This window comes from Ilumatobacter sp. (assembly GCF_039969435.1).
Classification (GTDB): Bacteria; Actinomycetota; Acidimicrobiia; order Acidimicrobiales; family Ilumatobacteraceae; genus Ilumatobacter_A.
The window spans coordinates 1-25,613 of the sequence record NZ_JBDVNU010000003.1 but is presented as its reverse complement, the minus strand read 5'-3'; the positions used below and the strand labels follow the sequence as shown (position 1 = coordinate 25,613).

23 protein-coding genes and 1 pseudogene are annotated in these 25,613 nt (G+C 64.1%); 14 read left to right on the top strand and 10 right to left on the bottom strand.

Annotated elements, in window-relative coordinates:
* Positions 1-334: 334 nt before the first annotated feature.
* Together ABJK40_RS00255 and ABJK40_RS00250 are read right to left on the bottom strand one after the other, a co-directional pair.
* Positions 335-1,363 (bottom strand): hypothetical protein, encoded by a 1,029-nt coding sequence (locus ABJK40_RS00255; RefSeq protein WP_348483054.1) that lies wholly within the window; start codon positions 1,361-1,363, stop codon positions 335-337.
* Complete coding sequence (locus ABJK40_RS00250; protein WP_348483053.1) at positions 1,360-1,845, bottom strand: RNA polymerase sigma factor; 486 nt, start codon at positions 1,843-1,845, stop codon at positions 1,360-1,362. Before ABJK40_RS00250 ends, ABJK40_RS00255 begins: the two co-directional genes overlap by 4 nt.
* Before the next feature lie 330 nt (positions 1,846-2,175).
* On the opposite strand from ABJK40_RS00250, the pseudogene ABJK40_RS00245 reads away from it, so the two are divergent.
* A pseudogene (locus ABJK40_RS00245) lies at positions 2,176-2,921 on the top strand (class I SAM-dependent methyltransferase).
* Positions 2,922-3,150: 229 nt separating this feature from the next.
* Here ABJK40_RS00245 and ABJK40_RS00240 read toward each other — a convergent pair.
* Entirely contained in the window at positions 3,151-3,438 is a 288-nt protein-coding gene (locus ABJK40_RS00240) for an antibiotic biosynthesis monooxygenase (RefSeq protein WP_348483052.1), read from the bottom strand.
* 207 nt (positions 3,439-3,645) lie between these two features.
* Here ABJK40_RS00240 and ABJK40_RS00235 point away from each other — a divergent pair, with 207 nt between their 5' ends.
* Both ABJK40_RS00235 and ABJK40_RS00230 read left to right on the top strand, forming a co-directional pair.
* Entirely contained in the window at positions 3,646-4,038 is a 393-nt protein-coding gene (locus ABJK40_RS00235) for a hypothetical protein (RefSeq protein WP_348483051.1), read from the top strand.
* Positions 4,039-4,725: 687 nt separating this feature from the next.
* Entirely contained in the window at positions 4,726-5,157 is a 432-nt protein-coding gene (locus tag ABJK40_RS00230) for a hypothetical protein (RefSeq protein WP_348416204.1), read from the top strand.
* A 245-nt stretch (positions 5,158-5,402) separates the two neighbouring features.
* Here ABJK40_RS00230 and ABJK40_RS00225 read toward each other — a convergent pair whose 3' ends face one another.
* The 5 genes from ABJK40_RS00225 to ABJK40_RS00205 form a co-directional block, all read right to left on the bottom strand.
* Complete coding sequence (locus ABJK40_RS00225; RefSeq protein WP_348483050.1) at positions 5,403-7,358, bottom strand: hypothetical protein; 1,956 nt, start codon at positions 7,356-7,358, stop codon at positions 5,403-5,405.
* Positions 7,355-7,840, bottom strand: a complete 486-nt coding sequence (locus ABJK40_RS00220; RefSeq protein WP_348483049.1) for a sigma-70 family RNA polymerase sigma factor — start codon at positions 7,838-7,840, stop codon at positions 7,355-7,357. The genes ABJK40_RS00225 and ABJK40_RS00220 overlap by 4 nt, the downstream gene beginning before the upstream one ends.
* 396 nt (positions 7,841-8,236) lie before the next feature.
* Positions 8,237-9,034: an enoyl-ACP reductase FabI gene (gene fabI / locus ABJK40_RS00215; protein WP_348483048.1), complete on the bottom strand. Its 798-nt coding sequence runs from the start codon at positions 9,032-9,034 to the stop codon at positions 8,237-8,239.
* Positions 9,035-9,180: 146 nt separating this feature from the next.
* A complete protein-coding gene (locus ABJK40_RS00210; protein WP_348483047.1) occupies positions 9,181-9,504 on the bottom strand; it encodes a transcriptional regulator in 324 nt (107 codons plus the stop codon).
* Positions 9,501-13,670, bottom strand: coding sequence for a putative inorganic carbon transporter subunit DabA (locus ABJK40_RS00205; protein WP_348510115.1), 4,170 nt, complete (start codon positions 13,668-13,670; stop codon positions 9,501-9,503). Before ABJK40_RS00205 ends, ABJK40_RS00210 begins: the two co-directional genes overlap by 4 nt.
* 140 nt (positions 13,671-13,810) lie before the next feature.
* Between ABJK40_RS00205 and ABJK40_RS00200 the strand changes: the two genes are divergently transcribed.
* A complete protein-coding gene (locus ABJK40_RS00200; RefSeq protein ID WP_348480675.1) occupies positions 13,811-14,113 on the top strand; it encodes an AsnC family transcriptional regulator in 303 nt (100 codons plus the stop codon).
* Positions 14,114-14,528: 415 nt separating this feature from the next.
* On the opposite strand, the gene ABJK40_RS00195 is transcribed toward ABJK40_RS00200, so the two are convergent.
* Entirely contained in the window at positions 14,529-15,587 is a 1,059-nt protein-coding gene (locus ABJK40_RS00195) for a lysylphosphatidylglycerol synthase transmembrane domain-containing protein (protein ID WP_348480674.1), read from the bottom strand.
* A gap of 165 nt (positions 15,588-15,752) precedes the next feature.
* On the opposite strand from ABJK40_RS00195, the gene ABJK40_RS00190 reads away from it, so the two are divergent.
* The 8 genes from ABJK40_RS00190 to ABJK40_RS00155 all read left to right on the top strand — a co-directional run bounded on the left by ABJK40_RS00190 (position 15,753) and on the right by ABJK40_RS00155 (position 23,427).
* Positions 15,753-16,841 (top strand): calcium/sodium antiporter, encoded by a 1,089-nt coding sequence (locus ABJK40_RS00190; protein WP_348510114.1) that lies wholly within the window; start codon positions 15,753-15,755, stop codon positions 16,839-16,841.
* A gap of 258 nt (positions 16,842-17,099) precedes the next feature.
* Complete coding sequence (locus tag ABJK40_RS00185) at positions 17,100-17,969, top strand: M48 family metalloprotease (protein WP_348480672.1); 870 nt, start codon at positions 17,100-17,102, stop codon at positions 17,967-17,969.
* The gene (locus ABJK40_RS00180; protein WP_348480671.1) at positions 17,966-20,788 is read left to right on the top strand and encodes a cation-translocating P-type ATPase; all 2,823 of its coding nucleotides are present in this window, start codon (positions 17,966-17,968) and stop codon (positions 20,786-20,788) included. Before ABJK40_RS00185 ends, ABJK40_RS00180 begins: the two co-directional genes overlap by 4 nt.
* Positions 20,785-21,153: a zf-TFIIB domain-containing protein gene (locus ABJK40_RS00175; RefSeq protein ID WP_348480670.1), complete on the top strand. Its 369-nt coding sequence runs from the start codon at positions 20,785-20,787 to the stop codon at positions 21,151-21,153. The genes ABJK40_RS00180 and ABJK40_RS00175 overlap by 4 nt, the downstream gene beginning before the upstream one ends.
* Positions 21,153-21,677 (top strand): hypothetical protein, encoded by a 525-nt coding sequence (locus ABJK40_RS00170; RefSeq protein WP_348480669.1) that lies wholly within the window; start codon positions 21,153-21,155, stop codon positions 21,675-21,677. The genes ABJK40_RS00175 and ABJK40_RS00170 overlap by 1 nt, the downstream gene beginning before the upstream one ends.
* A 37-nt stretch (positions 21,678-21,714) precedes the next feature.
* A complete protein-coding gene (locus ABJK40_RS00165) occupies positions 21,715-22,020 on the top strand; it encodes a zf-TFIIB domain-containing protein (protein WP_348480668.1) in 306 nt (101 codons plus the stop codon).
* A gap of 87 nt (positions 22,021-22,107) precedes the next feature.
* The gene (locus tag ABJK40_RS00160; protein WP_348480667.1) at positions 22,108-23,121 is read left to right on the top strand and encodes a hypothetical protein; all 1,014 of its coding nucleotides are present in this window, start codon (positions 22,108-22,110) and stop codon (positions 23,119-23,121) included.
* A gap of 114 nt (positions 23,122-23,235) precedes the next feature.
* Positions 23,236-23,427, top strand: a complete 192-nt coding sequence (locus ABJK40_RS00155) for a CNNM domain-containing protein (protein WP_348480666.1) — start codon at positions 23,236-23,238, stop codon at positions 23,425-23,427.
* Positions 23,428-24,052: 625 nt separating this feature from the next.
* On the opposite strand, the gene ABJK40_RS00150 is transcribed toward ABJK40_RS00155, so the two are convergent.
* Positions 24,053-24,619, bottom strand: coding sequence for a DinB family protein (locus tag ABJK40_RS00150; protein ID WP_348480665.1), 567 nt, complete (start codon positions 24,617-24,619; stop codon positions 24,053-24,055).
* A gap of 221 nt (positions 24,620-24,840) precedes the next feature.
* Here ABJK40_RS00150 and ABJK40_RS00145 point away from each other — a divergent pair, with 221 nt between their 5' ends.
* Together ABJK40_RS00145 and ABJK40_RS00140 are read left to right on the top strand one after the other, a co-directional pair.
* Complete coding sequence (locus ABJK40_RS00145; protein ID WP_348480664.1) at positions 24,841-25,071, top strand: hypothetical protein; 231 nt, start codon at positions 24,841-24,843, stop codon at positions 25,069-25,071.
* Positions 25,061-25,375: a type II toxin-antitoxin system PemK/MazF family toxin gene (locus ABJK40_RS00140; RefSeq protein ID WP_348480663.1), complete on the top strand. Its 315-nt coding sequence runs from the start codon at positions 25,061-25,063 to the stop codon at positions 25,373-25,375. Before ABJK40_RS00145 ends, ABJK40_RS00140 begins: the two co-directional genes overlap by 11 nt.
* Positions 25,376-25,613: the final 238 nt, after the last annotated feature.

Below are 25,613 nucleotides of genomic sequence, written 5' to 3'. Positions count from 1 at the left end.
CGAACGCGACCAGCACCACCGCGTCGACCTCTTCAACATGCTCCTCGAACGCGCCCGCACCGAGCAACCATGACCTCAACCGCCAGAAATCTCAGATTGCCCTTGACACCGATTACCCACATAAGTGCCGATCTGATCGGTTTGGCGGGGCGTGAGCGCCCGTTGTTATGGGCGTTCCGCTGACCTCGGAAGGTGACGCCGAGCTGTCAGCGATGCATGCCCGAGTCCCCCTCGTGGCAACCGCCCTGCCCTGGCTGTGGACGGTGTGAGCGATGAGGCAAACCCAACGACGGCAGCGGCGACTATCGAAACCGATGCGGGGTCGATGCGGACATCAGTCTCCGAACTTGATGTAGGGCTCGTCTGCTTCGGGCGAGTCGGTGACCGGGTCGAAGAAGCTGATCCCGTTGGCGGTGAGCCACTCTTCGACCGCAGTCCCCGCTTCTGATACGCACTCGTCCCATGAGGCGTTCGTGTCACCGCCGGGGAGTTGACCGACGGACTCGGTGCCGAAGGTGGCACCATGTCGTGTGAGGCAGTCAATGGCAGTTTGGTTCATCAGTTCTTGGACTTCGGCGCCTTGGGACTGCTCGAGATCGGCGGTGAGTGGCCGAGAGTTGGGATCTGGTTGCTGGGCTGCTTCGAGGACGACGGGGTCCACTCGCCCGACCTCGACTCCTTCGTTGTTGTAGGCAACGGCCACCGACTCGAACCCGTCGACGTTCGGAAATGCTGCGACCCCGAACACGGGGGTTTGCCAGCGGGCGTCGTCGCCGTCGTCGTACACGACGTAGGCGGCGTCGACGGGAACGTTGCTCCATGTCCACAGATCGAACCCTGCGATCCCGTTGTCGATCGATGAGGTCACACCGATGTCCGGACCTGGTAGATCCACCGAAGCGCAGCCGCCTCCCCCGCCGTCGGACTCGAGACAACGCCATTCCACGATCGACGCCTCCCCGGTGTACCCGATGCTCGTGTAGATGCTCAAAGCCGGATGGTCCTCGACGCCGATACGCCGAGAGAGCGCCGACAGCGTGACCGATTCGCCTTCGAGGCTTTCCACCGGTCCGAGATCGTCCAGTCGGAACTGCTCGCCGGACGGGATCCACGCAGACGCAACCGGATTGCTGGCAGTCGCAGGATCATCGACCGGCGGGGCATCGCGCACCGCGAGGACGAGCAGTCCGATCACCGACGCTGCGGTGGCCGCAACCCCGGTGGCGTAGATCCAGCCCGACCGTGAAGATGACTCGTTCGCCATAACTTGTGTGCGTCGTGTCGGGGACCACGGCGGTGCTTCGGGCGCCCGCTCGGCCTCGGCTTCGAGGGCGGCCTTCACCTGGTATGCAAGGTTGCTCATTGTTCGAGTTCCTTTCGGAGTTGCGTTGAGGCTCGCGAGAGCCAGGACTTGACCGTGCCCGGTCGGGTGTTCATCGCTTCGGCGATCTCTGCGACGGGAAGGTCGACCCAGTAGCGGAGAACAACTGCGGTGCGTTGGCGAACCGGAAGACGCGAGATCGCATCCATCAATCCGCCCGAGGGTTGCTCGGCGTGCGACAGCTCGCTCGCCGACACCAGACGGAGCCGGCGTTCCTCTCGGCTCGACCGTCGAGAACGTTCATAGACAGCGTTCGTCAGCGTCGAGCGAAGGTACGCCGACGGGTTCGTCAGCGAGTCGAATCGCTCGAGCACCTTCGTGAACGCGTCGTGTACGATGTCTTCGGCGAGGGTCGCGTCTCGGACCATCAACCAGGCAAAGCGCATTGCCCAGGTCTTGTGCTGATCGTAGAAAGCTTCGAACGACGTCGCCGCAGCAACCTGGATCGCGTTCTCCGTCGTCACACCACTAAAGATGCCACCACGCCCGAAAACGTTGCAGGAACCCGCAAGAAGTCGAAACCGATCCCGAATTCGGATCCGGCTCCTCGGCCGAGGCCCGCACCGATCAAGCAGACCTGACCAGCCCAGGCCCACACGCCACGGCGGGAGTCATCTGCCCGCCGACACGCCAACGCGACGCACGTTCTGAGCGCGTCGCCGCATCCATCCGTGCCGCTACAGAGCGGGTTCGACGGCCAGGACTGCCCGTCGTTCTGGAGCGCTTTCATCTGAACCCGAGAACGTTCAGATGGTTCAATCAGGGTCACGACTAGCTTGAATTCTGGAGGTTGCGTGAGCGCACAGAACATCTACGACGACCCGGAGTTCCTCGCTGGCTACGTCACGCTCGATCGTCAGGTTCATGGACTCGACGGGGCAGGAGAGTGGCCGACACTGCGATCGATGCTGCCAGCGATGGCGGGTCGTCGTGTTGTCGATCTCGGTTGCGGCTTCGGATGGTTCAGCCGATGGGCTCACGAGCACGGAGCGGCCTCGGTGCTCGGCGTCGACGTGTCGACGTGTCGACGAAGATGCTCGAACGTGCACGTTCCGAAACAGCGAGCGCCACGGTCGAGTATCGATGCATTGACCTCGATCTGCTCGATCTCGAGCCGGGTTCGGCTGACGTCGTGTTCAGTTCGCTGGCCCTGCACTACGTGCGCGATCTGAATCGACTGACGTCAATGGTCGCTGGCGCGCTCACGCCGGGCGGCTCAGTTGTCTTCTCGGTCGAGCACCCGATCTACAGTGCGCCGACAACGCAAAGCTTCGAGACGAGCGAGGCCGGCGATCGGGTATGGCCCCTCGACAACTACCTCGTCGAGGGCAAACGGGTGACGAACTGGTTCGTGGACGGCATCGTCAAAGAACACCGAACGATTGCCACGTACGTGAACACAGTGATCGAGTCGGGCCTCGTGTTGGACCGCATCGACGAGTTCGGTCCGACGGCCGAAGCCGTCGAAGCCCGACCCGAACTCGCCGACGATCGACATCGACCCTGGTTCTTGTTGCTCGGTGCCAGGAAGTCGAACTGAAACGAACGAACGAGACGCCCGACAACCGACCGGCAGTCGGTCAAGCGACCGCCAATCGTCCATCAAGGCAGCGCGCATTCTGGAGCGGGTCGCCGAGCGGATACGTGCCGTTCCCGAGCGGTGTGGCTCTCGCCGCGGCCCGTTGATATCGCGTGGGATCGGCCGCCTACACCTCACCAGGGTGCCGGTGCGCTTGACGAGGCTGAACCCTGGATCGCTCAGCCTGTCGTCAAGTAAGCGAGGTGCTGCCGGTTACTTCGTGCTGCATGACCTTCGCATCGAGGATGGCGGACTGCTGATCATCGCTCGGGCCGGACCCTCGGAACGTTTCGACCGCTTCGGTGTACTCCCACTGCTCGAAGATGTTGATCCGGTCGGCCTCGATTGGATCGGCTGAGATGTGGAAGTCGATGCACCCGTCAGAGGCTCGAGCTGCTCGGACCACTTGTCGGCAGCCCTCGAGATAGCTCGCACGCTCGTCGGGATCGACTCTGAGAAATCCAGAAACAATGATCATCGATCCGTTCTAGCACCCGCAGCGCGACACCCTGCGGCGCCACCCACTCGCCTTCGACGGCACGTTCTTGAGCGCCCAACCGCCCGCAGTCGTGCCGTTCCTGCTCGGGCGAGGTGCATCTGATAGCGGAACCAAGCGCGTGCCTCGGCGTTCGCCCGGACGGATGGCCTGCCGAGCCGACCGTTGTGATCGGGCAGACTCTTGATCGTGTACAGCAAGCCGAGAGCTCTCTTTGTGTTCGGTGAGGGTGGGCTGAACGCCGAGCCGAGCATCGATCGTGCTGCCGGCTTCATGGAACCGGTTGATGTTCGGAACGGTGAGTATGAGGCCGTGTTCGACGAGTCGGGTCGCCGCTACAGCTTCCACGTCGTCAACGGGGCAACCCACCTCCAGCCGACCGACGAGTTGGACGTTGACGGACTGAGGGACCGACTCCGTGCCCACGCGCCAGCAACGCATTCGCTTGAAGGATTTGACCTGGACGACCCGATGGCGGTCGCGGCGGCCATCTCCCGGTTCGAGTGGGAACATCGTTGGCCTCGATGGCCGAAGTGGCTAAGTCGTCGCATTCATTTCGACGGGCCAGCGATCGTCAAGTAGCAGCATCATCTCGTTGCGAGTCGACCAACGATGCGTGATCCGAGTGGATCGGACCGATCGAACGTGCCGATCCCGAGCAGTCCGCGTGGTAAGTGCGAGGGGTTATGGGCAGCTCCCGTGGCGATGCGATAGTGCCCCTTGGTGGCACCGCTTGCTCTGGAAATTCTCCAGGGCCCGACATGCTCAGTTGCACTTGTCGAGACTGAATCCGACGTGAGCGAGATCACGCCCCAGCGACGCCATCAGGTCTCCCAAGCTCATCTCGAACTTGACGGAGGTCGCTTGCCATAGCTGCAAGCCCCTCCGTGCCCGCCATTCCGTATTGCTCTCCGAACCAACGAACCCACACCTCGTCGACAGCACTGTCCAACAGAGACCCATCAGCCAGAACGATCCTCACCAGATCGGAGACCTGGGGTTCGTACTCGTCAGTAGGTGCACCGGCTTGGATGAGGCCGACCGGGTCGTGCTTGTTGATGACTTCACGAGTACGAGCGAATGCTCGGTCGAACTGCTCACTGCGCCGAGACACACCAAAGTATGCACGCTCGCGCTTGGATGGTCGGCACACCGAGGGTTGCGCCCCCGCATGATCTGAGCGGGTCTCACCGATCGGACGTGCCGATATCGCTCAGGTCGAAGCGCTTCCGCCGGTCGGTGTTATGCGCTCGGGATTAGGTTCGTTGCATGTCTCTTGCAGCCACCCTCGCCGATGCGCCCGGGACCTACTACGGAACTGGCGACGGTCCGGAGAGCGGACCATTCGTCTCCCGGATCGAAGTGAAGAAGCTGCCGAACGGCGGCGTTTCGATCGAGTACGAAGCGACCTCACGAGAGCAAGGGGTGCAGCACTTGGAGCATTCCCTCCTCGCCGCCGGTCCCGACGGTCGAGATCGGCTGTACATCGCTCACTCCGAGGCTCCGTTCGTCACCGAGATGATCGCTGTCGAAGCGAACTCGACCCACTTTGTTCAGCCTCAGCCCGCGGGACCCTTCGTGATGGAAGTCGTGATCGAGGTACCCGAGCCGGGTCGGATCACCTATGCGTGGTGGTGGGCCGCCGACGGCGAAACGCCAACGGAGCAGTCCAAAGCCGACGCCCGCATGGCGGGCCGGTAGACCCCGTCCTCAAGGGCCAGACTCCTCGTGGGCACGCGTCCGAGATTCGTGAGCCGCCGTGCCCTCGACTCCGCCCAGAGCTCGCGCGTTCTTGCGCACCTGTCCGAGCGCCGACGTGCCGTTACGATCGGTTTGGCAGTGTCGAGCGGTTCGCTGATATGCGTGGCGTCGGACCGATCGAGTCCTCGATTTCTGGCGGCGTGTCGTTGTGCCCGGCCGCCGAGTGTCTCTGCAATCTGGGTTTGTCAGAAGGCGAAGGACTCGAAGATTCTGATGGTCTGTTCGCGGTCGGCTCCTGAGACTGAGATGTTCACGCCGCCGATTGCGACGGATCCGGTTGTGTATGTCGCTTCCTCGCCGATGTACATCGGTCGCCCGCTAAGGGCCCCGACTTCGAGGGTTTCGATGTTGGGGTCGCCGGTGGTGAAGTCATCGCAGAGTCCGTCTTGTTCGCTGTCGAAGCACAGGAATCCGTCGACGACCGAACTATCGGGCGGGATGCCGGCGTCGCCGACGAGGCGTTGAGCGCTGATCCGCACGGTGGTCGCGACGAATCCCTCGCGAACGGTGAACGTCGCTTCGAGGTACTCGGCCGATGGGTCGCCGCGACCGTCGTCGCCTTCAAGGTATGACGGTGTTGACGTGAGCACGATGCGTGGTGGTCCTGAACCTACGCCGGCGTTGGTTTCGAGGAAGCCGACCGGCAGTGGAACTGTGGGACCGAAGGTCGCAGCGACGTCGGAGAGTTCGACTGTTTGAGCGCCGTTCGGGTTGCCATCGCTCAACACTTCGGCGTCGGCGGGGAACGACCCGGGGAACTCGGGGGGCATGGTGTCGACGATCTTGATGTCGGTGAGCTGGACCACGCGTGTTGAGGTCGTCGTGTCGCTCGATGACGTCGAGTTGCTGACGATCAACCCGGTCTCGCGATCGACGACTTGAACGGTCTCTTGGGTGACGTCGTCTTCTTCGTCCATGGTGAACGTGTCGCGGTACTCGAGTCGCCATGCAGGTCGGCCGTTGTACTCGATCTCGCTGATGATCGGCGACGACTCGACGACCGGTTGGATGGTCATCGTGGGGTCGTAGCCCCCGAGAACGCCAAGTGGGACGCTGTTGTCGGATTGGCCGACGATCTCCTGGTAGGTCAGTTCGCCGTCCAGATCGCGGAATGCTCCGAGGACGATCCCCGTCGATGGGTCATATGACCCGAACGTGTCCGGTCCGGTTTCAGCGTAGAACGAGCCGTCGGCGAGCAACGTGTACCGCACCACGTTCGTCGTTGACTCCGCGTCGGGAGAGGTCGACGCGACCGATGCCGTGACGGTGAAGCCCGGAAGCGACCGCAATGCTTCGCGTTGCGCGGCGGCGACCTGCTGCAACATTGGCGCTACTGGAATCTGTGGCGGCTCGGAGACTGACGGGATGTCGCTGGCGTCGACAATGACCGGCGAGCCGTCGACGAATGCTCCGATCAGGACACCCTGCTCGTCGAAGATCGCGACCTCGGGATGGCAGTCGGGGTCCAACGTTTCGGGCGATGACGTGTTGTCACCCAACGGTTCGTAGACGTATCCGAGAATCACCGACCCGTCCTGACTGGATACAGGCGTCCACGTCCGATTCGGCAGCGGCCGCGGATCGGTTTCGCCGGGATCGATCGGACCCATCTCCAGTCCGGTGTCCTCGACCGGCGACGGGAGATCCCGCAGATCAATTCGCAGCGGAACGGTGTTGGCCGGACCGGTACCACTGGTCTCGACGAAACACCGCAGTGGTACAACCCCTGCGAAGTCCGCTGGCGTGAGATCGCTATCGCCATCGCCATCGACGACGGTCGTCGTCGTGGCGACGCTGGTCGTGGACGCTTCGACGTCGGTTGCTGCAGGTTGAGCTTCGCCGAGCTGGTCGGTGTCGTCGGACTCGGTCGTGCCGGGGGTGGCGGAGCGCAGGGCTTCTCGGTCGTCGGCGACAACAACGACAACAATGCCGGCAACAGCGACCAACAGTGCGGCGGCCCCGGCCAGTGCAAGGCTGCCGATGCGCGGACGACCCAGCGCGGAACGCGAGAGCGACGCGGAGCGACCCGGGTCGAAGACTGGCGGGTCGCCAACCTCGGTGTTCTCTGCGATCCGCGAGAGACCGGCTGCGAGGTCGGACTCGAACGGATCGGGGCGATCCGAAGGTGGCTCGGTACTCATGACAGATCCTTTCGCAGGGCTTCTACCGCTCGGGCATGGCGGGACTTCACGGTGCCCGGCCGTACTCGCATCGCCGACGCGATCTCCGCTTCTGACCATCCAAGCCAATGACGCAAGACAACGACGGCCCGTTGGTCATACGGCAACCGCCGCAAAGACACATCAAGCTCTCGCTCCCACTCGTTCAACAACTGCTCGCTGACGCTGTGACGTGCCATCCGAAGATCCCGTCGCCGACGCGATCGGTGCCAGCTTCGACAGACGTTCATCGTCGTGGTCCGAAGCAACCCGACAGGATCATCGACCGGCCGAACCGGCTTCTCCAGATACCTGTAGACGCGAACGAACGCGTCCTGAGCAAGATCCTCGGCCGCGCCGCTGTCACCAGACAAGAACCGGGCGAGACGCACCGTCGTGGCGAACTCGGAGTGGTACAACTCGACAAACGCAGAGTTCGATCGATCGCCGTCCACATCGCCCATTCGACTCCTCGTGTGCTCACTGTCGGTCATCGGCCCCACACATAGAACGACTCCGCCGCCCGGCATCCGGTTCCCGGCCTTCAAGTCTCGCCAGAACGACAGCAGTGACCGCGCACGTTCTCGAGCACCCGGCGAGCACGTAGGTGCCGATCTGATCGGTCAGCGGCCGCTTTTGGAACCGTTGTTATGAGCTGCTCGCGACCGCTGGCCGATCCCTTGTAGACCGGTGCTGTGCGTACTGAGATGGCGTCTCGGCGGTCGATGTTCGATCGGAGGTTTGAATCGGCAGCGGTCTCATCGTGTCCGGTTTTGATCGATTTGACTGCTTGCCGAGACTGGAACGCGGCGCTGGCGAGTGTGTTGTCGTGTTTCATCGGTGGCGAAGTGGCGGTGTTTTCAGGCTGGAGTGTCGAGGTGTGCGGCCATGGCGTGGTAGCCACCGTCGACGTGCAGGATCTCTCCGGTGATCATTCGTGCAAGGTCGGAGAGCAGGAAGATGGTGGTGTCGGCGACGGGTGTGGCGTCGTGGGGGTTCCAGTCCATCGGTGACTGGTGCTCCCACGCATCGAGGAGCCGGTCGAACGATCCGATTGCCCCAGCGGCTCGTGTGTGGAGTGGGCCTGCGGCGATGAGGTTGGCTCGAATGTTGTGGCGGCCGAGGTCGCGTGCGACGTATCGGTTTGCCGATTCGAGTGCCGATTTGCAGACTCCCATCCAGTTGTAGACGGGCCACGCTCGCGACGCATCGAAATCGAGTCCGACGAGTGAGCCACCGGTCGGTGGGGCGAGGTTGCGCAGCAGTCGGGCGAGGGTGGCGTAGGTGTGGACGCTCGTGTGGAACGCTCGTGCGACCGGGTCGATCGAGGCGTCGAGGAAGCTCTCGGACAGCGCTTCACGCGGGGCGAACGCGACGGCGTGGAGGACGCCGTCGAGGTGTCCCCACCGATCCTGGAGGTGGTCGGTGAGCGAGTTGACGTCGTCGGGTTCGGTGAGGTCGGCCTCGATCACGTCGACATCGTTGAGGGTCTGTGCGGTGTTGCGGGTGTGTTCGATGTCGCGACCGAGGCTGGAGAGCAGAATTTTGGCGCCGGCTTCGACGGCTGCGGCTGCGGTGGCGTAGGCGATCGAGTCGGTGTTCACGACGCCGGTGATGAGGAGTCTCTTTCCGGCGAGCAGTTGGGGCGCTGAGGTCATGTCGTGCCTTGTGATTCTCTGTGTGCCATTGGGCAGGCGGACTCAGCGTGGATGGGGTGGATGGTCTCGGTTGGCATGCTGATCAATGGTCCCTCGGATCGGGATGGGTGGGGGTGAGTCGTGGACGGGTGGATGCGATCGGAGCGTCAGAAGTAGTCGGCTCGGCTGACTTGGGTTTCGCTGATCAACACGACGCCGTGGTGGTCGTCGAGCAGTTGGCGGATGCCGGCGACGGCGGCTTGGGCGCGGTCGATCTGTACGACGCTGATCAGCAGGGTCAGGCTGTTGCGGTCGTTGAACATCAGTCGGCCCTCGTGGGCGCCTGAGTGGCCGAAGCCCGAGACGCCTTGGATCGCGGTGAATCCTTTGGCTCCGGCGGCGAGGAGCAGGTCGCGCACGGTCGGGATGTGTTCGCCGTCGACGACGACTTCGATGCGGGCCATGGTGGTGTAGCCGGGCCAGGTGTTCATGTTGTCTCCAGTGTTCGGTCGGTTGGAATCGGTCGGGGTTCGGCACTCCACGTCCCGCCAGGTGTTCGCATCGACCATCGTTCGTGGGGATGTGAGCGACCGGCGATGCGGATCCATGATCCGGCAACGAGGGTGGTGAGGACGGGGTTGTCGGCGATGATCCGTTCGATCCGCTCGATCGGGGCTTGAATCATTGCGAGGAGTCGCACGGGTTGGTGGTGGCGTTGCGTTCCGACGTGGGTGCTCTGGTACGGGAGCCCGACGCGCAGGTCGCCGGCCTCGCCCGAGATCACACCCGTGTTGGCGGTGATGTTGTGGATCAACTTGTCGCCGGCTCCGAAGACCTCGGGGTCGACGGTGGAGAAGTAGTACTGGGCGGAGATCCAGTGGGCGACCACGAGTGGGGCGGTCATGATCGTCTCGAGCACCTTGCCGTCGGGGTCGCTGTTCGAGTCGTAGGTGTGGAGAAAGGCGCGCCCGTCGAGGTCGAGACCGGAGGTCATCGAGCGGGGTCCGATGATGAAGGCGGCGTTGCGTGCCAGGCCCCATTCAGGGCGTACCTGCGCCCAGTCGTTGCCTCGCTCGCGAACGGTGGTGGTTCGTCCGGGGAGGTGACGTGCGCGCATCGCTGCTTGGCGGGCGCCGGCAGTGGCGAGGTCGGCGTCGAGGCGGTCGATCAGCGGCTGGTGGGTCGCCGGGATGGCGTGTCGGTCGAGGATTTCGACGGCGTCGCTGACGGTCTCGTGGAGCGCGCTGGCGAAGTGGGTGCCGGTGGGGATGTCGATGCCGCGGTCTCTCAGTCCGACACGGACGTCGGCGTCGTTGAGCAGGTTGGCGACGGTTCGGGCACTGTCCTGGCCTGATGCTCCGGCACACGCTCCGCAGTCGAGGGCGGTGGCGTGGGGGTTGTTGACGTTGTGGCTCGCATGGCCGCACAGAACGACCAGCGACGCGAAGTCTTTGGTGAGTCCCATTGTTCTGAGGACTGCCTCGGCGATGAACGTTCGCTGCTCCAGATCCGACCCGAGGTCGGCTGCTTGTTCCAGCGCCATGACGGTCGCGGGTCGTGAAGTGGTCGAGCGTCGGGGTGGCATGAGAGTGCGTGTTGCGGCGAGCGGGCCGAGCAGCCAGCCCGCCGCTTCGGCCATGACGAACGACGCCCCGGAACCGGTCTTGGTTCGGGCGTGCATCGCCGTCGCTGCGGCGGACCGCCGGTCTCGTGCGAGCATCTGCGCGATCGCCGGCGTGGCACCGTCCTGGTCGCTGGATCCGACTGGGCGTTCGGTGGCGAGCATCGACGGGGAGACCAGGACGGGGCAGCGAGCTTCGGCGTGTTCCCACTCGATGCGCTGCACCGACGTCGCGACGCCGAAGAAGCCGGCGAAGCCGAGCGTGTCGTAGGGGCCGGTGGCTTCGATGTGGCGTCGCAGGCCTTCGGATCTCACGTCGATGCAGAACACGAGTTGGGCGTCGGGTTCGCGAATCGGGTCACCCGGGTCGAGCCGGTCCAGCATCGAGAGCATCTCGACATCGACGCGGCGTTCCTGTGCTCGCAGCCAGCCCGACTGTCGGCCGATCGTGTCGACCTGCTCGAGGACGCAATCGATCTCGGCACGAACGTCGGGCCCGGCATCGCGGACGTCGAGTGCAGAACAGATCGTGTCGATGCGGCCGCTTCGGCCGCCCGCAGCGATCGGTGCGGGTTCGTCTGCCGCGTCCGGCCCGGCCGTTGTCGCACTGAGCAGGATGGCGGCTTCGAGTGCCGCCCGTGCGGCGACGAGTTCGATCGGGGCGAGCGAAGGACGCGTCGCAGTTGGGTGCGCCCAGTCGGTGCGCCATTTGGCGTAGCCGGCCCATCCCTGGATCCTCGACAGGTGTCCGCGCATCTCCGCGATGCGTTCGTCGTCGGCGACTCCTGCCGTCGCGAACGCAGCGTCGATGACGCCGGCCGGATCGCCGGCGAGGTTGGCGAGCCAGTCGACGGCGCCGGTCGTGAGGTGGTGTCGCAACGCGCTCACCGTGACTGCGTCCAGACGCCATCGCGTGGCGAACGAGTCACTGTCGTCAGGTGATGGCGCCGCCGCCACGTAGTTCGCAGCTGTGAAGCTGATCGTCGCGTCGATCAGCGTGCCGAGAGTGTCGATGTCTCCTTCGTAGCGTTCCAGCGCGGTGCGCGCGGGGTTCGATCCGTTGTCGGGCGGACCGTGCCGGAGGTCTGCTTCGATGATCTTCGCCATGGGGATCGAGCGGTCGCCGACGTTGATGGGCGGGGTGACACAGACGTCGGGATAGGTCGAATTGATCGCCCATGCCAGGTCGTCGTCGGTGGTCAGTCCGAGTGCGTGATCGCTGCGGAACTCATCGAGTGACAGGTGGGTGCGAGCCCTGAACTGGGTGCGCGCAAGAGCGGTCGCTGCGTCGAACCCGAGGTGTTCGAGACCGCCGAGCGGGTTGACCGCAACGACCGAGGTCAGCGGCCACAACGGTGCGATCACGTTGCCTGCTCGCGCGACGTCAGCGCGGATCTGCGAACGGCGCAAGTCGTCGACTCGGACCGTCGAGTCGGTAGTCGCCGAGGCAGAGCTGACCAAGACGCCAGGCGCGAGACGCAGCGCCCGTGAGCGGCCGATCGGCAGGTCACCGGCCACAGAGGGATGAGCAGTCCGGGCGAGCCACGACCTCACGCCCTGTCGAGCCCGCTCGATCGAGGGCCCGTGCGCGACGTGCCAGATGGAGGCACCGACTGCAACGACACCCAACGTGATGAGCAGTGTTGTCGAGCTGACGCCTGCGTTCTCGCCGAGGGTTGCGAAGGACGGCTTCACGAACTCCTCGACTGCCCGCAGACCCGCGAGGTACGCGAACACGGCGATGACCGCTCCTGTCCCAGCGTGAGCGACCGAGGTCGGCCACGCAGCGGCGCCACGCGAGAGCCAACCCCATGCGCCGTGCGCGACGGTCAACCACGCGAACACTGCAATCAAGATCACGCCCCCGTCAGACACGTCCGGCGTCACCAACAAGAGACCAGCACCGACCGAAACACTCGCGATGGCGAGCACCGTCACACGACGCACCGAAGCACTCGGAACCGGGAGCGCAGCGGCGCGGCGTGTGGAACGCAGCGACGATGAGATGGCGTCGCCCGCACCGAGGAACAGACTCGCCTTGTACATGCCGTGACCGGCGATGTGGAACACGGCGCTGCTGAATGCTCCAACGGTGCACTGCAGAACCATGAAGCCCATCTGGGCAACCGTCGACCACGCCAACTTGCCTTTGACGTCGGCGCGGGTTCCGCCTGCGCCGATGGCGGTCAGCACCGTCGCCGCTGCGAGCGCGAACGCAACATGAACCGCGAAGAACGAGCCGAGGACGAGTGGCCCGAAACGGATGATCAACAGCCCTGCGCCGCTGACGAAACCAGCGTGGACCAGCGCCGAGACCGGAGTCGGCGCACCAAGCGTGGACACCAGCCAACGATGGAACGGCATCAGCGCAGAGCGCGACGCGCCGGCGAGGACCAGAAGCACGGCAACGACGTCTGCGGCGCTCGCGCCGAGCAGCGAGGTCGAGTTCAGGTCGGCGAGAACCGATCCAACACTTCGAACCGCAAGATCGCCACTGGCTGCGACGGCGATCGCGATCGCGGCGAGGAGTGCGATGTCACCAACGACGAGCGTGATCGCGGTGCGTCGCTGCGCCCGACGAGCAGACGCCAGCTCACCACGGTGACCAACGAGACCAACCAGGGCCCAACTCGAAGCCCACCACCCCACCACCAGAGCAACCGCACCCCCCGGTACGACGACCAGCGCGCTCCCCGCCACGAGAACACCGAACAGCACGAAGAAACGGCACGCACGCGGATCGACGTCGACGTTTCGACGCGAGAACGACGCCACGACCACACCGGTGCCGGTCACCACAGCAAGCAACACAGCACTCGCCCGATCCACCCCGAGAGCCAAACCAGCAACGTCGCCGACGCCGCCGTCATCGTTCAACCCGCTCAGCAACACCACAGCCAGCGAAGCGACACATGCGACGCCGCACGACACCGCCATGATGCGGCCGCTACGAAGCCCCCCAGGTCGAGCGACGACCACGACGAGCGCTCCAGCCAGCGATGCGAACACCGCAACCGCCAGAAGAACCGATCCCATCACGACCGACAACCCATCTCTGAAGCCACCGTTTCCTGTGCTGCTCGTCGATTCACGAGCGCAGACCATACAGGAGAAACACAATTCTAGGAAATTTAATGCTGGTATTTTGGCACCTGGGTTTTGGGTAGGGTTTTCCAGTGGCTGCCGAACGGAACTGGACGTTTCTCACGAACCACGCTCACGTGCTGCTCGCCGTCGCCGCTTCCCCGGATCTCCGGCTCAAAGACATCGCCGAACGAGTCGACATCACCGAACGCACCGCAACGCTGATCCTCGCCGACCTCGAATCTGTCGGATGCGTCGAACGCGTCAAGAAGGGTCGCCGCAACCACTACATCGTTCGCTCCGACCTACCCCTTCGCCACCCCCTCGAAGAGCACCACCAGATCGCCGACCTGATACAAGCGATCGGTCACCACGCATCCACCGAACCCAACTGACCGCCAGTTCCGATACACCGAGCCCTCTCCGGTCTGGCGCTCACTGAACCAGCCCTGGCCGACCGACTTCCGCCAGTCAAATCCGACGACAACCGGCGGGAAGTCCCCACGGGCTCGCCACCAACAGAGACGACGCCCCCGCCCATGCCACGACATCCCAAGTGGTGCCCAGAGACCACAACCAGGCCACGAAGACACCGCCTCCCAACACCGGAAGTGGAGAATGCCTCCTCGAATGCCGACAGAGGCCGCACGATCTGAACGGGTCGATCGATCCGATGTGAGGATCTTGCACAATCTGTGTGCGTCCGTTCGGTTGGTGTTCGGATCGGCTCGGCAACAGCATCTCGTCCTGGGTCTTCTCTGACGATGCGGGCGACTTGCCCACCGGAGGTGACCTGTCGGAGGGCCTGGCTTAGAAGGTCCCGTGGGACACTGGAGGTCGTCGTTGCTGGATGAGCGCCTCGACGGTCAGCGAAGCGTAGGAAAGACCGCCGAGAACAATCGGGAACAGGAATTGGGCGACCCGGTAGCTGGTGACGGCGATCGTGGCCTGGTCGAGGGTCGCGCCGAACGTGACGAGGATGGGAAGGTATGCCCATTCGACGATGCCGAGTCCTCCAGGGCTGATCGGTATCGCGGCGAGGACGTTCGCGACGCCGAATGCCACCAGGAGTCCAATGGGGTTCATCGACACTCCGACCGCTCGGAGGAACACCCACAGCGACAGTGCGTCCAACAGCCAGTTCGCGCTCGCCCACAACGACAGTCGGGCGATCAAGGGACGGTTGTTCAGGAGCGATTCGATCTGCTCACCGAACTCGCGGATCGATCGAGTCATCGCTTCGGGATCGGCACGGAACCTTCGTGCGACGAAGCGGACGGGGCGCTGAACGAACTGGCTCCCGTCGATGATCGAAACGAATGTGGCCGCGACGGCGAGCATCACGATGATGCCGAGAAGCGCAGCCGCGGCGTAGATGGCGTTGAATCCGTAGCTCGGTACAGACACAACCAAGGCTCCCCACAGCAGGAGATTCAAGATCAGCGCTGACGTCACGGAAGCTGACGCCAGCGAGGCGCTCGCACCGTGCGGGGAGATTCCTGCCGATCTCATCAACCGGTACCCCACGGTCGGGCCCGCTGCTGCACCGCCCGGCACCGTCGAACTCACCGCACGAGAGACGAGTTGGATGCGGAACAGTCGACCAACGCTCACCGGGCGCTGTTCGTTGACGAGCGCAACGCGAGTCATCACCGAGTAGCAGAACAACGAAACAACCTGCAGAGCGAAACCCAGACCGCACAGCCACGGGTTGATCGACTCGAGTTGATCAGCGGCGTTCCCGACTCTCGGAATCAGCGGGCGAACCAGGAACATCAGCACCGCTCCAACGAGCAGTAGCCGCAGCAGGAACCGTGGCGTGCTCAGCGCCACGGTCATCCGCCTCAGCATCCGCAGGAGCCAATCCACTCGGCCAGTATCACATGAGAACGATCATCGAGCTTCGGCATCAGCGCCTGAGAACAACGAACCTGAACCGGTAGCACGCACGAGACAACGCACCCTCCCGGGGAACACCTGGCTCGCAGCGCCAGCACGGATCATGCGTCCGTATCGTGCAATCCGATGGACGCGATGACGATCTTGATGCTGGTCGCGGGTCTGATCTTGTTGGTGGTCGGCGCGGAGGGGCTCGTTCGAGGTGCGTCTCGGATCGCGCTGTCGGCCGGCATCTCGCCGCTCGTCGTTGGCCTCACCATTGTGGCGTTCGGAACGAGTTCGCCGGAGACGGCGGTCAGCGTGTCCGCAGTCCGTCGGGGGGCGTCGGACATCGCAATCGGCAATGTCGTCGGCAGCAACATCTTCAACATCTTGCTCATCGTCGGCGTGTGCGCCCTCGTGCTCCCGCTCGTGATCTCGTGGCGATTGGTGCGCCTGGAGGTGCCCCTGATGATCGGCATGTCGGTGCTGCTCTGGGTGTTCGCAAGCGACGGTGAACTCGATCGATGGGAAGCTGCGATCTTGTTCGCTGGCGTGGTGGGCTACACGGTCTGGGCCATTCGGGCGAGTCGGAAGGAGAGCGCCGCCGCACAGAAGACGTCTGCGCCGGGAGCCGAACCGCAGGCGACCCCGTCGCCCTGGTACGTCAATATCGCCTACGTCGTTGGCGGTCTCGTGCTCCTGGTAGCCGGCTCGAACTGGATGGTCGACAGTGCTGTCGAGATCGCTGAGAACTTCGGACTCTCCGAACTGGTCATCGGCCTGACGATCGTGGCGGCGGGAACGTCGCTACCCGAACTGGCGACATCGGTGCTGGCGACGATCAAGGGGGAGCGCGACATCGCAGTCGGCAATGTCGTTGGAAGCAACATCTTCAACGTCCTGGGCGTGCTCGGCCTCTCCGGGCTCGTCGGTCAGAACGAGCTCAAAGCCCCGTCGTTCGTGCAGAACGTCGACATCCCGGTGATGATCCTCGTCGCGGCGATCTGCTTGCCCATCTTTTTTTCGGGACGCAACCTCATGCACCGCTATGAGGGCTTCGGCTTCATCGTTGCGTACCTGATCTACGTCGTCTACCTCGTGTGGAACTCGAGCGACAGCGGCGCGCCGGGCTGGTACGCCACGATCGCGTGGCTTGTTCTGGCGCCACTGGCGGTCGTGGTCGTCCTTGTCACTGCCTGGAGAGACCGCCACCGACCCATCCCCGAAGAAGCCCTGCGCTGACACGACCCGTCCAAGCATGAACGCCCACTTCAGCAAGCAACTCTGAATCCGTCGAGCAGAGTCCGGCAATACCTGAAAAAAATCTCAGGTGACGCGTGGAAGTCACTGTGTGGGTCTTTAGCATCAGGTCCACTGAAGGGGAGTACCCCTCGAGGCCAGTCGTCAAGACGCTCTTCGGAGCCGGCGTGGCCAGTCCGAGAAATCGGGCGGGGAGACTTTCAGCAACGTCTAATCGTCGTGTGCTGAAAGGAAGCCCCAATGTTCAAGAACACCCTGAAGACCGTCACGCTCCTCGCGGGGCTCGCTGGCTTCTTCGTCTTCGTCGGAACCCTTCTCGGCGGAGTGACCGGCCTCGTGATCGGCGGCGTGCTCGGGTTCGGTCTCGTCGGCTCGTCGTACTGGTTCTCGGACCACCTGGCAGTGAAGGCTGCCAGGGCGAGCGAGGTCGGTCCCGGCGAACTCGGCTGGCTGCAGTCCGACCTGGCCGTGTTGGCCGACCGGGCGGGCATCACGACACCTCGCCTCTTCATCTCTCCTGACGATCAACCCAACGCCTTTGCGACCGGGCGAAACGAACGGACGGCGATCGTGTGCATCACCGCTGGGCTCCTGACGGCATTGGATCGCAACGAGGTGCGAGGAGTCGTCGCTCACGAAGTCGCACACGTCAAGCACCGCGACATCTTGATCGGATCGATCGCAGCCGCTGTCGCGACAGGAATCTCGATGCTGGCGAACTTGGCGATGTTCGCCACGATGTTCGGTGGCGGGTCCGACGACGAAGAGTCTCCGAACCCGCTGGTGTTGATCGCTGTTGCGCTCGTCGCACCGATGGCTGCCGGCGTGATGCAGATGGCGCTGTCCCGCTCGCGAGAGTTCGAAGCGGATCGATTGGGCGCTGAACTGATCGGCGACCCGCGACCCCTCGCCTCCGCGCTCACGAAGCTCGACCGGTCCGCCCATCGGGTGACGATGGACGTGACGCCCGCCCGAGCGACTGCGTACATCGTGAATCCGTTGACAGGACGCGAAGCCAAGTTCTCGAACCTGTTCCTCACCCATCCGCCCACCGATGCTCGTGTGCAGCGGCTGCTCGCTGCACACGGCGAGATGGCAGTCGCACGATGACCTCCACGACAAACACGCAGACCCAGGTCGATGACGGTGCGGTCGAATGGCATCAGATGTCGGCGATCGAGGTGCTCGACGCACAAGACACGTCTGTCGACGGACTGAGAGGCGAACGGGCCTCTGAGCGTCTGGAATCGACGGGTCGCAACGAACTGGTCGACAACGGCTCCACCCATCCTTTGCGGATCGTGTGGGATCAGATCTCTGCGGTGATGGTGCTGATCCTGATCGGCGCCGCGCTGTTGTCGTTGCTGCTCGGCAAGTATCTCGAAGCCGGAGCGATTGGCGCGATCGTGGTGCTGTTCACCCTGCTGGGCTTCTTCCAGGAGTACCGGGCGGAACGAGCGATCGATGCGCTGCGGAAGATGTCGGTGTCGGTGGTCAAGGTCCGCCGCGATGGCCGGCTGATCGAGGTCGGTGCTGCCGAACTCGTGCCGGGTGACGTGGTGGGTTTGGAGGCCGGCAGCGTCGTTCCCGCCGACATCCGCCTGATCGAGGTCGCGAACCTACGGATCGAAGAGGCTGCCTTGACGGGCGAGTCCGAACCTGTCGACAAGCACATCGATGCCATCTCGGGCTCCAACGTCGCACTCGGCGATCGGCGTTGCCTTGCGTTCAGTGGTACCCAGGTCGCTGCTGGGCGTGGCGTGGGTGTCGTCGTGGCGACCGGCATGAACACCGAGCTGGGACGCATTGCGACGCTGTTGCAGAACGTCCAGGTCGACGACACGCCGTTACAGGAACGCCTGGACCGTGTGGGCAAACAGCTCGCACTGGTCGGTGTTGCGGTTGCGGGCTTGGTCGTGTTGATGGGTGCGATCAGTGGCGAGTCGGCTTCTGATCTCGTGTTGACGGCGATCAGCGTCGCCGTCGCCGTGATCCCCGAAGGTCTGCCCGCAGTCGTGACGTTTACCTTGGCGATCGGAGCACAACGGATGTTGCGACGAAACGCGCTGATCCGCAAGCTGCCCGCTGTCGAGACGCTCGGCTCAGTGACGGTGATCTGTTCGGACAAGACCGGAACCCTGACCCAGAACAAGATGACCGTCACCAGGGTTCACGTCGCCGACGCACGCCGTGACGTCGTGCCGGGACAGCAACTCGATCTGTCGACGTGGACCGCCGAGGAGCGCCTACTCGTCGGCGCCGTCGTGTTGTGCAACGACGGAGAAGTGCAGATCGACATCGACGGTCGCCCGGCGATGATCGGCGATCCAACCGAGACCGCACTACTCCAACTCGTCGTCGACGCCGGCATGCACGTCGTCGACATCCGAACCGGTGTGCGTCGGGTCGGTGAGAACCCGTTCGACTCGACACGCAAACGGATGAGCACCCTGCACGGTCCGATCGCAGTCGCCGGGTCCATCGGTGACCTGTTCGGCGGTGTCGACACCGGCGGTCACGTCGCATACGCGAAGGGCGCGATCGACAGCCTCGTCGGCGTGGCCGACAAGGTCCACACCGCCAAAGGCGTTGTCGCACTCGACGACGAACACCGGCAACGACTACTCGCGACGAACGACGAAATGGCCGCAGGCGGGCTCCGCGTCCTCGGAGTCGGATACCGCAGCTTCGAACCGGCAAACAGCGACATCGCCGAGATGGTCGCAGGCGCCGAGTCGTCGCTCACGATCATCGGTCTCGTGGGGATCATCGACCCGCCGCGTAGCGAGGTTCGCGACGCCGTGAGACTGTGTCGCGCCGCAGGAATCCGACCCGTGATGATTACCGGCGACCACCCGCTCACGGCCAAAGCAATCGCCCATCAACTCGGCATCGCCACCGATGAACGTGTCCTCACCGGCAACGACCTCGACGAGCTGAACGACACCGAGTTCGACACCGCCGCCAGAGAGGTGTCGGTCTTCGCCCGGGTGTCGCCGGAACACAAACTACGGATCGTCAAGTCGCTCCAGAGCCAGGCCCAGGTCGTGGCGATGACCGGTGACGGTGTGAACGACGCACCAGCACTCAAGCAAGCCGACATCGGCGTAGCGATGGGCATCACGGGCACCGACGTCAGCAAGGAAGCCTCCGACATGGTGCTGCGCGACGACAACTTCGCCACCATCGTGGCCGCCGTCGAGGAAGGCCGGGTCATCTACGACAACCTGCGCCGCTTCGTCAGCTTCGCGGTCGCCGGCAACCTCGGCAAGATCATCGTGATGCTCGGATGGCCGATCCCCTACCTCCTCGCAGGCGGCAACGTCGATGCCGCCATTGCCCTGTTGCCTTTGCAGCTGCTGTGGCTGAACCTGATGACCGACGGCCTGCTCGGATTGTCAATGGGTGTCGAGCCAGCAGAACCCACCGTCATGCAACGCCCACCGCAGCGACCCGGAGCCAGCCTGTGGGCCGACGGCCTCGGCCGACGCTCGCTCGTGATCGGCACGCTGATCGGCATTGCATCACTCGCTGTCGGTTTCGCGTATCGCGAAACCGGCCAGGACGAGTGGCAGACGATGATCTTCACGACGCTCGCGTTCATGCAGGTGTTCCAGGCCTTCGGCACACGTTCACGCACCGAATCCATCCGCACGATCGGCTGGAACACCAACCGGGTCATGCTGGCAATCGGCGGCGTCGTCGTCGCACTGCAACTCGCCGCCCTCTACACGCCGCTCAACGAGTTCCTCGACCTCGATCCGCTCGGCGCCGTCGACCTGGCTGTGTGTGTGGGGCTCGGCGTGCTGCTGTTCGTCGTGCTCGAAGTCGCCAAGACCCGGACACGGCGCGCCACCCGCAACACACCAACGACAGCCGACCAACCGTCGGCGTCACTCACCACCCCGTACCAGGAGGTATCACCATGAACTGCCCGACCTGCCCCGACAGCACGCTGATCATGACCGACCGCTCCGGCATCGAGATCGACTACTGCCCGACCTGTCGCGGCGTGTGGCTCGATCGCGGCGAACTCGACAAGATCATCGAACGCGACGCGAGTCCCCCGGCGCGCCAGCCCGATCGGACCGACGATGCTCGGAGCGACCGCGGCCGCGACGTTCGCGACCGTGACGATCGCGACCGCGACGACCGAGGCCGACGCGACGAAGCACGGCACGACCGAGGTCGCTACGACGACGATGACCGGGACGACGACGACCACCGCTACGCAGCCGGCGGGCGCAGGAAGCGCAAGCGCGAATCGTTGCTCGGTGAGCTCTTCGACTTCTGATGTTGCGACGAACACGACAACCCGATCCCGTCGCGCCACCACCACCGAAGTGGCAGCAACGCTTCGACGCAGCCGTGACCCTGATCCGGTCACGGCCACAACCGGCATGGCTCGACGACCGACTCACCGCACTGCAGCGAGCGCTCACCAACACCCACGAAACCCGCGACCGGATCGACGCATCAATCGAGCAGCTCGGCGTCGACCAATCCGCCGCCGAACTCAAAGCAGCGTTGCGTGAACGACAACGGCCACGACCCGGCGACGACCGACAACGAATCGATCGGCGCATCGACGCACTGCGACGCCGATACGACGCCGTGAACGACATGGCCAACCGACGCGACGAAATCGAACAACAACTCCTCGACACCGTCGCCGACGTCGAACTGCTCGCCGTCGAAGCAGTCCACAGCAGCACCCTCGACACCGACCCCGCACACCACCTCGACGACCACCTGCAACGCCTCGACACCGATCTACGGGCGCTCGAACTCGCACGACGCGAGATCGACGCCCTCTGAACTCGCATCAGCGACCGAAACGGACTCACCCGATCACATGCACTGCCCGCTCTGCCTCGACACCGTGCTCGACATCACCTTCCACGCCGGCATCGAACTCGACATCTGCCCCCGCTGCCGCGGCGTCTGGCTCGATCGCGGAGAACTCGACCGACTCGGCTCCGACAACGCCTCACGGCCACGACGGGAGCACTCCGATCGGTCGACAGCACACGACGACGGGTATCGCGACGACAGATTTCGCAACGACGAACATCGCTCTGACCGACGCAGCAAGAGAACCCGCAAGAAGCGCCTCTCGGACCGCCTTGGTGATGTCTTCGAAGAGATCATCGACCTCTGAATCACCGCTCACCAGTCGCCCCACAACACGCGCCTGGCGGACACCTCGCACCATTCGCCCCGGAAATCAACCACCAGAAGGCCCATCATGAACCGAACACTTCTCGACCACCTCCAGCAGATGCGCAGCTACCCCAGCATCACGATCCTGATGAACACCCGACCCGGCTCCACCTTCGGCAACAGCGACCTCGCCCGAGCCCGAGAACTCCTCACAACCGCTCGAGGGCGCCTCGACACACTCATCGACGAAGACCCAACACCTCTCCTCGATTCCGTCGAGCAGCACGTCGACCAACGCGTCGGACAGCGCTCGACCCATGCGCTCGCGATCTGCGTGTCCCATGAGTACCAAGCCGCCGTCCTGCTCGGCGGAACGGTCGAAGAACGCGTCGTCATCGACGTGACATTCGCAACCCGCGACCTCGTTGCCGACTTGCATCGCACCGTCGTGTTCCAGGTTCTCACCGTCAGCGATTCGGTCGCCCGCCGCTTCGCAGGCGACCGACAGCGCCTCATCGAGGAACGTTCGGACCAGTGGCCGCTGCAGCGAGACGACGACCTGAGCGACACGCTCTGGTCACAGACCGTCACCGCTGCGGCCCGAGACTCGTACACATCGCACCGCGTCCCGACCGTCACCGCCGGGGTCGACCGCTCCACGAAACGAGTCCTCGACACAGCAGACCTCGACGTCATCGGACACGTGAGCGGCAACCACGATCGAACCGCAGCGGGCGGCCTCCACACACTGGTCTGGCCCATCGTGCTGGACTGGAAACGACTCGGCCAGACCCGGGCGCTCGAAGAACTCGACGACGCCCGCTCGTCCAAGCGCTACGCCGCCGGCGTCGGCGAGATCTGGCCGCTCGCCGAAGACGGTCGCGTCGAACACCTTCTGGTCGAAGACGACTTCCGCTTCGCTGCACGCATCGACGACAACGGCCTCCTCCACCCGACCGACGACGACCACCGAGACGTAACCGACGACGTCGTCGATGAACTCATCGAGGCCGTACTCGCACACGGCGGCCGCACGACCATCGTCGACTCCACGACCCTCGAACAATGCGGACACGTCGCGGCGGTCCTGAGGTACTGAGCAACCGACCAGCTACCCACGCGACCGACCAGAAGCAGCTCCTCCGACGACGACCTTGCCGAATCGACACACCATCGCGTGCAGCCACAGCGGCAGATCGGGTCAGCAACGGCGATGAGTGACGACGTCTCGCAGTTGGTCTTGGTGGTCTTCCTGATCGCAGTCAGCGCTGCCTTTGCCGGAACCGAACTCGCCCTCGTCTCGCTCAGCAAGGGCCAACTCCAAGGCCTCATATCCCGATCCTCGACAGGCGCACAGCTCGCACGACTCGCTCGTGATCCGAACCTGTTCCTCGCGACGATCTAGATCGGGATCACCTCCTCCTAGATCGCAATCACCTCCTCGAACCGCTCCGCGACCGACTCGCCGGACTCCTCGAACGATCCGGCAGCCCAACCTGATCGCAGCTGTCGCCAACAATCACTAAAGCAACAAACCAGCGTCATCTGCACTTTCTGGGCGCCGACGCCGAGCGCATCCGTGCCGTTCTCGATCGGTGCGGAGTCGCTCGTGCTGGCGACGTTATGCGTGCTTCCGACGGTGGGTGTCTTGGTGCTCGTTGCCCATCTTCCGCTCGCCCGAGAGTGGTTCGCCCGACGCGGCCAACCGCCGAGATGACGATGACTTCGCCGTCGAGGTCATCCAGCAGACCGACCTGCCCTCTGGATCACCTCATCGGTGATGGTGTACGAACAGTCGGCCAGTTCGTCACTGGTCACCTACAACGTGGATCCGGATTGAAGCCCCCTCGCCTCGACCTTCAGGTCTCCACTCGAACCGGCGATACACACCTCGGCTGAATCCTGGGAGATGCAGCGGACGCAACCGTCGTCGAGGCACACCGAGCGGAGGGGTCGGAGGACGAACCGTCCCCAGTCTCATCTGGACCAGACCAGCGAGGGCCCCGCCCCGGACCACCCTGCGCTTCGGGTCAACCCATCGACTTGGCACCGTCGATGGACTCGCGGATGATGTCGGCGTGACCCGCGTGCTGAGCGGTCTCCGCGATGATGTGGGCGATCGTGCGGCGGGCACTGCGCTCGGCGCCCGGCGGGAACCACGGTGCCGAGGGGAGTGGGAACGATTGGTCGAGGTCGATCTGGGCGACGAGGAGATCTGTCGCCGCGGCGATCCGTTCGTACTCGGCGAGCACCTCCGTCAGCGTCTCGTCGTCGGAGAGTCGGAAACCGGCGTGGTAGGCGGCGAGCGTCGCCTCGTCGGGGTTCGACCAGTCGATGTCGTCGGCCGGGGCACCGTTCACCATGAAGTCCGCCCAGTCGGCTTCGGTGTGGGCGACGTGCTTGATGATGCCGCCGACCGAGAGGTCGCTGACCGTCGAACGTTCCCGGGCCTGCTCATCGGTCAGCCCGGCAGTGGTCTGGCGCAGGAGCTCCCGATGGACGCCGAGTGCATCGAGGAGGTCGCGTCGCTCCGGCGCCATCGTGGTCGCAGTGCCGTCGGTGGTGGTGTCGGTGCTCGTGGTATCGGTGTCGTTCATGGTTTCCATCCTGAACAACGATGCGGACAGAAGCTGTCCTTGTTGATGAAGAAGCGCAAATTGAGAGGAATGCCTCTCGACATCGCACAATCTCGAGCAGCGGGCCGCTCGCGGACGTGCCGATCAGGAGCGGCCGGATCGACCGGGCAACGCTGATGATCTGATCGGATCAGCCCGGCCGTGTCGTTGATCTGTCTTACCGAACGTAGTACGCTTCTCCGATGGCCGTTCTGAACTTTCGAACCGACGAGCGCTCCGAACGAGCGCTCGCAGAACTCATGGCCGACGGGTCGACGACATCGGATGCGATCCGCCAAGCACTCGTCGATGCTGTGCGCCTTCGGCGACGCGAGCAGATGCGCTCAGAATCGCTGGACGTGCTCGACGACGAGGACGACCGGGCCGAGAGTCGTCGTGTTCTCGCCGAGATGGACACGCTTCGTGCGTGGTGACATCCACCGCCTGCGCGCTCCGAAGTCAACGCGGGGTCACGAGCAACAGGGCGCTCGATACGCCGTTCTTCTCCAATCCGACGATCTGATGCTGTCCACCGTGCTCGTCGCTCCCACGTCGCGTTCGTCTGCGCCGAGGATCTTCCGCCCGACGATCACCATCGACGGTGACGACACCCAAGTTCTCGTTGAACAGACATCGGCCGTCGCGCACGAGCGACTCGGCGAGTTTGTGGGCCGACTCCGTCACGACGAACTCGACGCGATCGACGAAGCCCTTCGTCTCGTGCTCGAGTTGGACTAGAAACCGAGACCCGGACCCAGCGAATTGGTCCGCTGCCGTCAACATCCACAGTCCATCGTTGCCACGACGACGTTCTGGGCGGGTGGCCGAGCGCATCCGTGAGGATATGGGGGTAATCCTCGCCGCTTTCAGTGGTGGTGAGGGACTCTGGGTGACTGCCCCGCCGGGGCTCGAAAGGAACCCATCCCATGTCTTGGTCACCTGAGTTTCAACGCGTGAATCGCGCCGACGGAGGGGT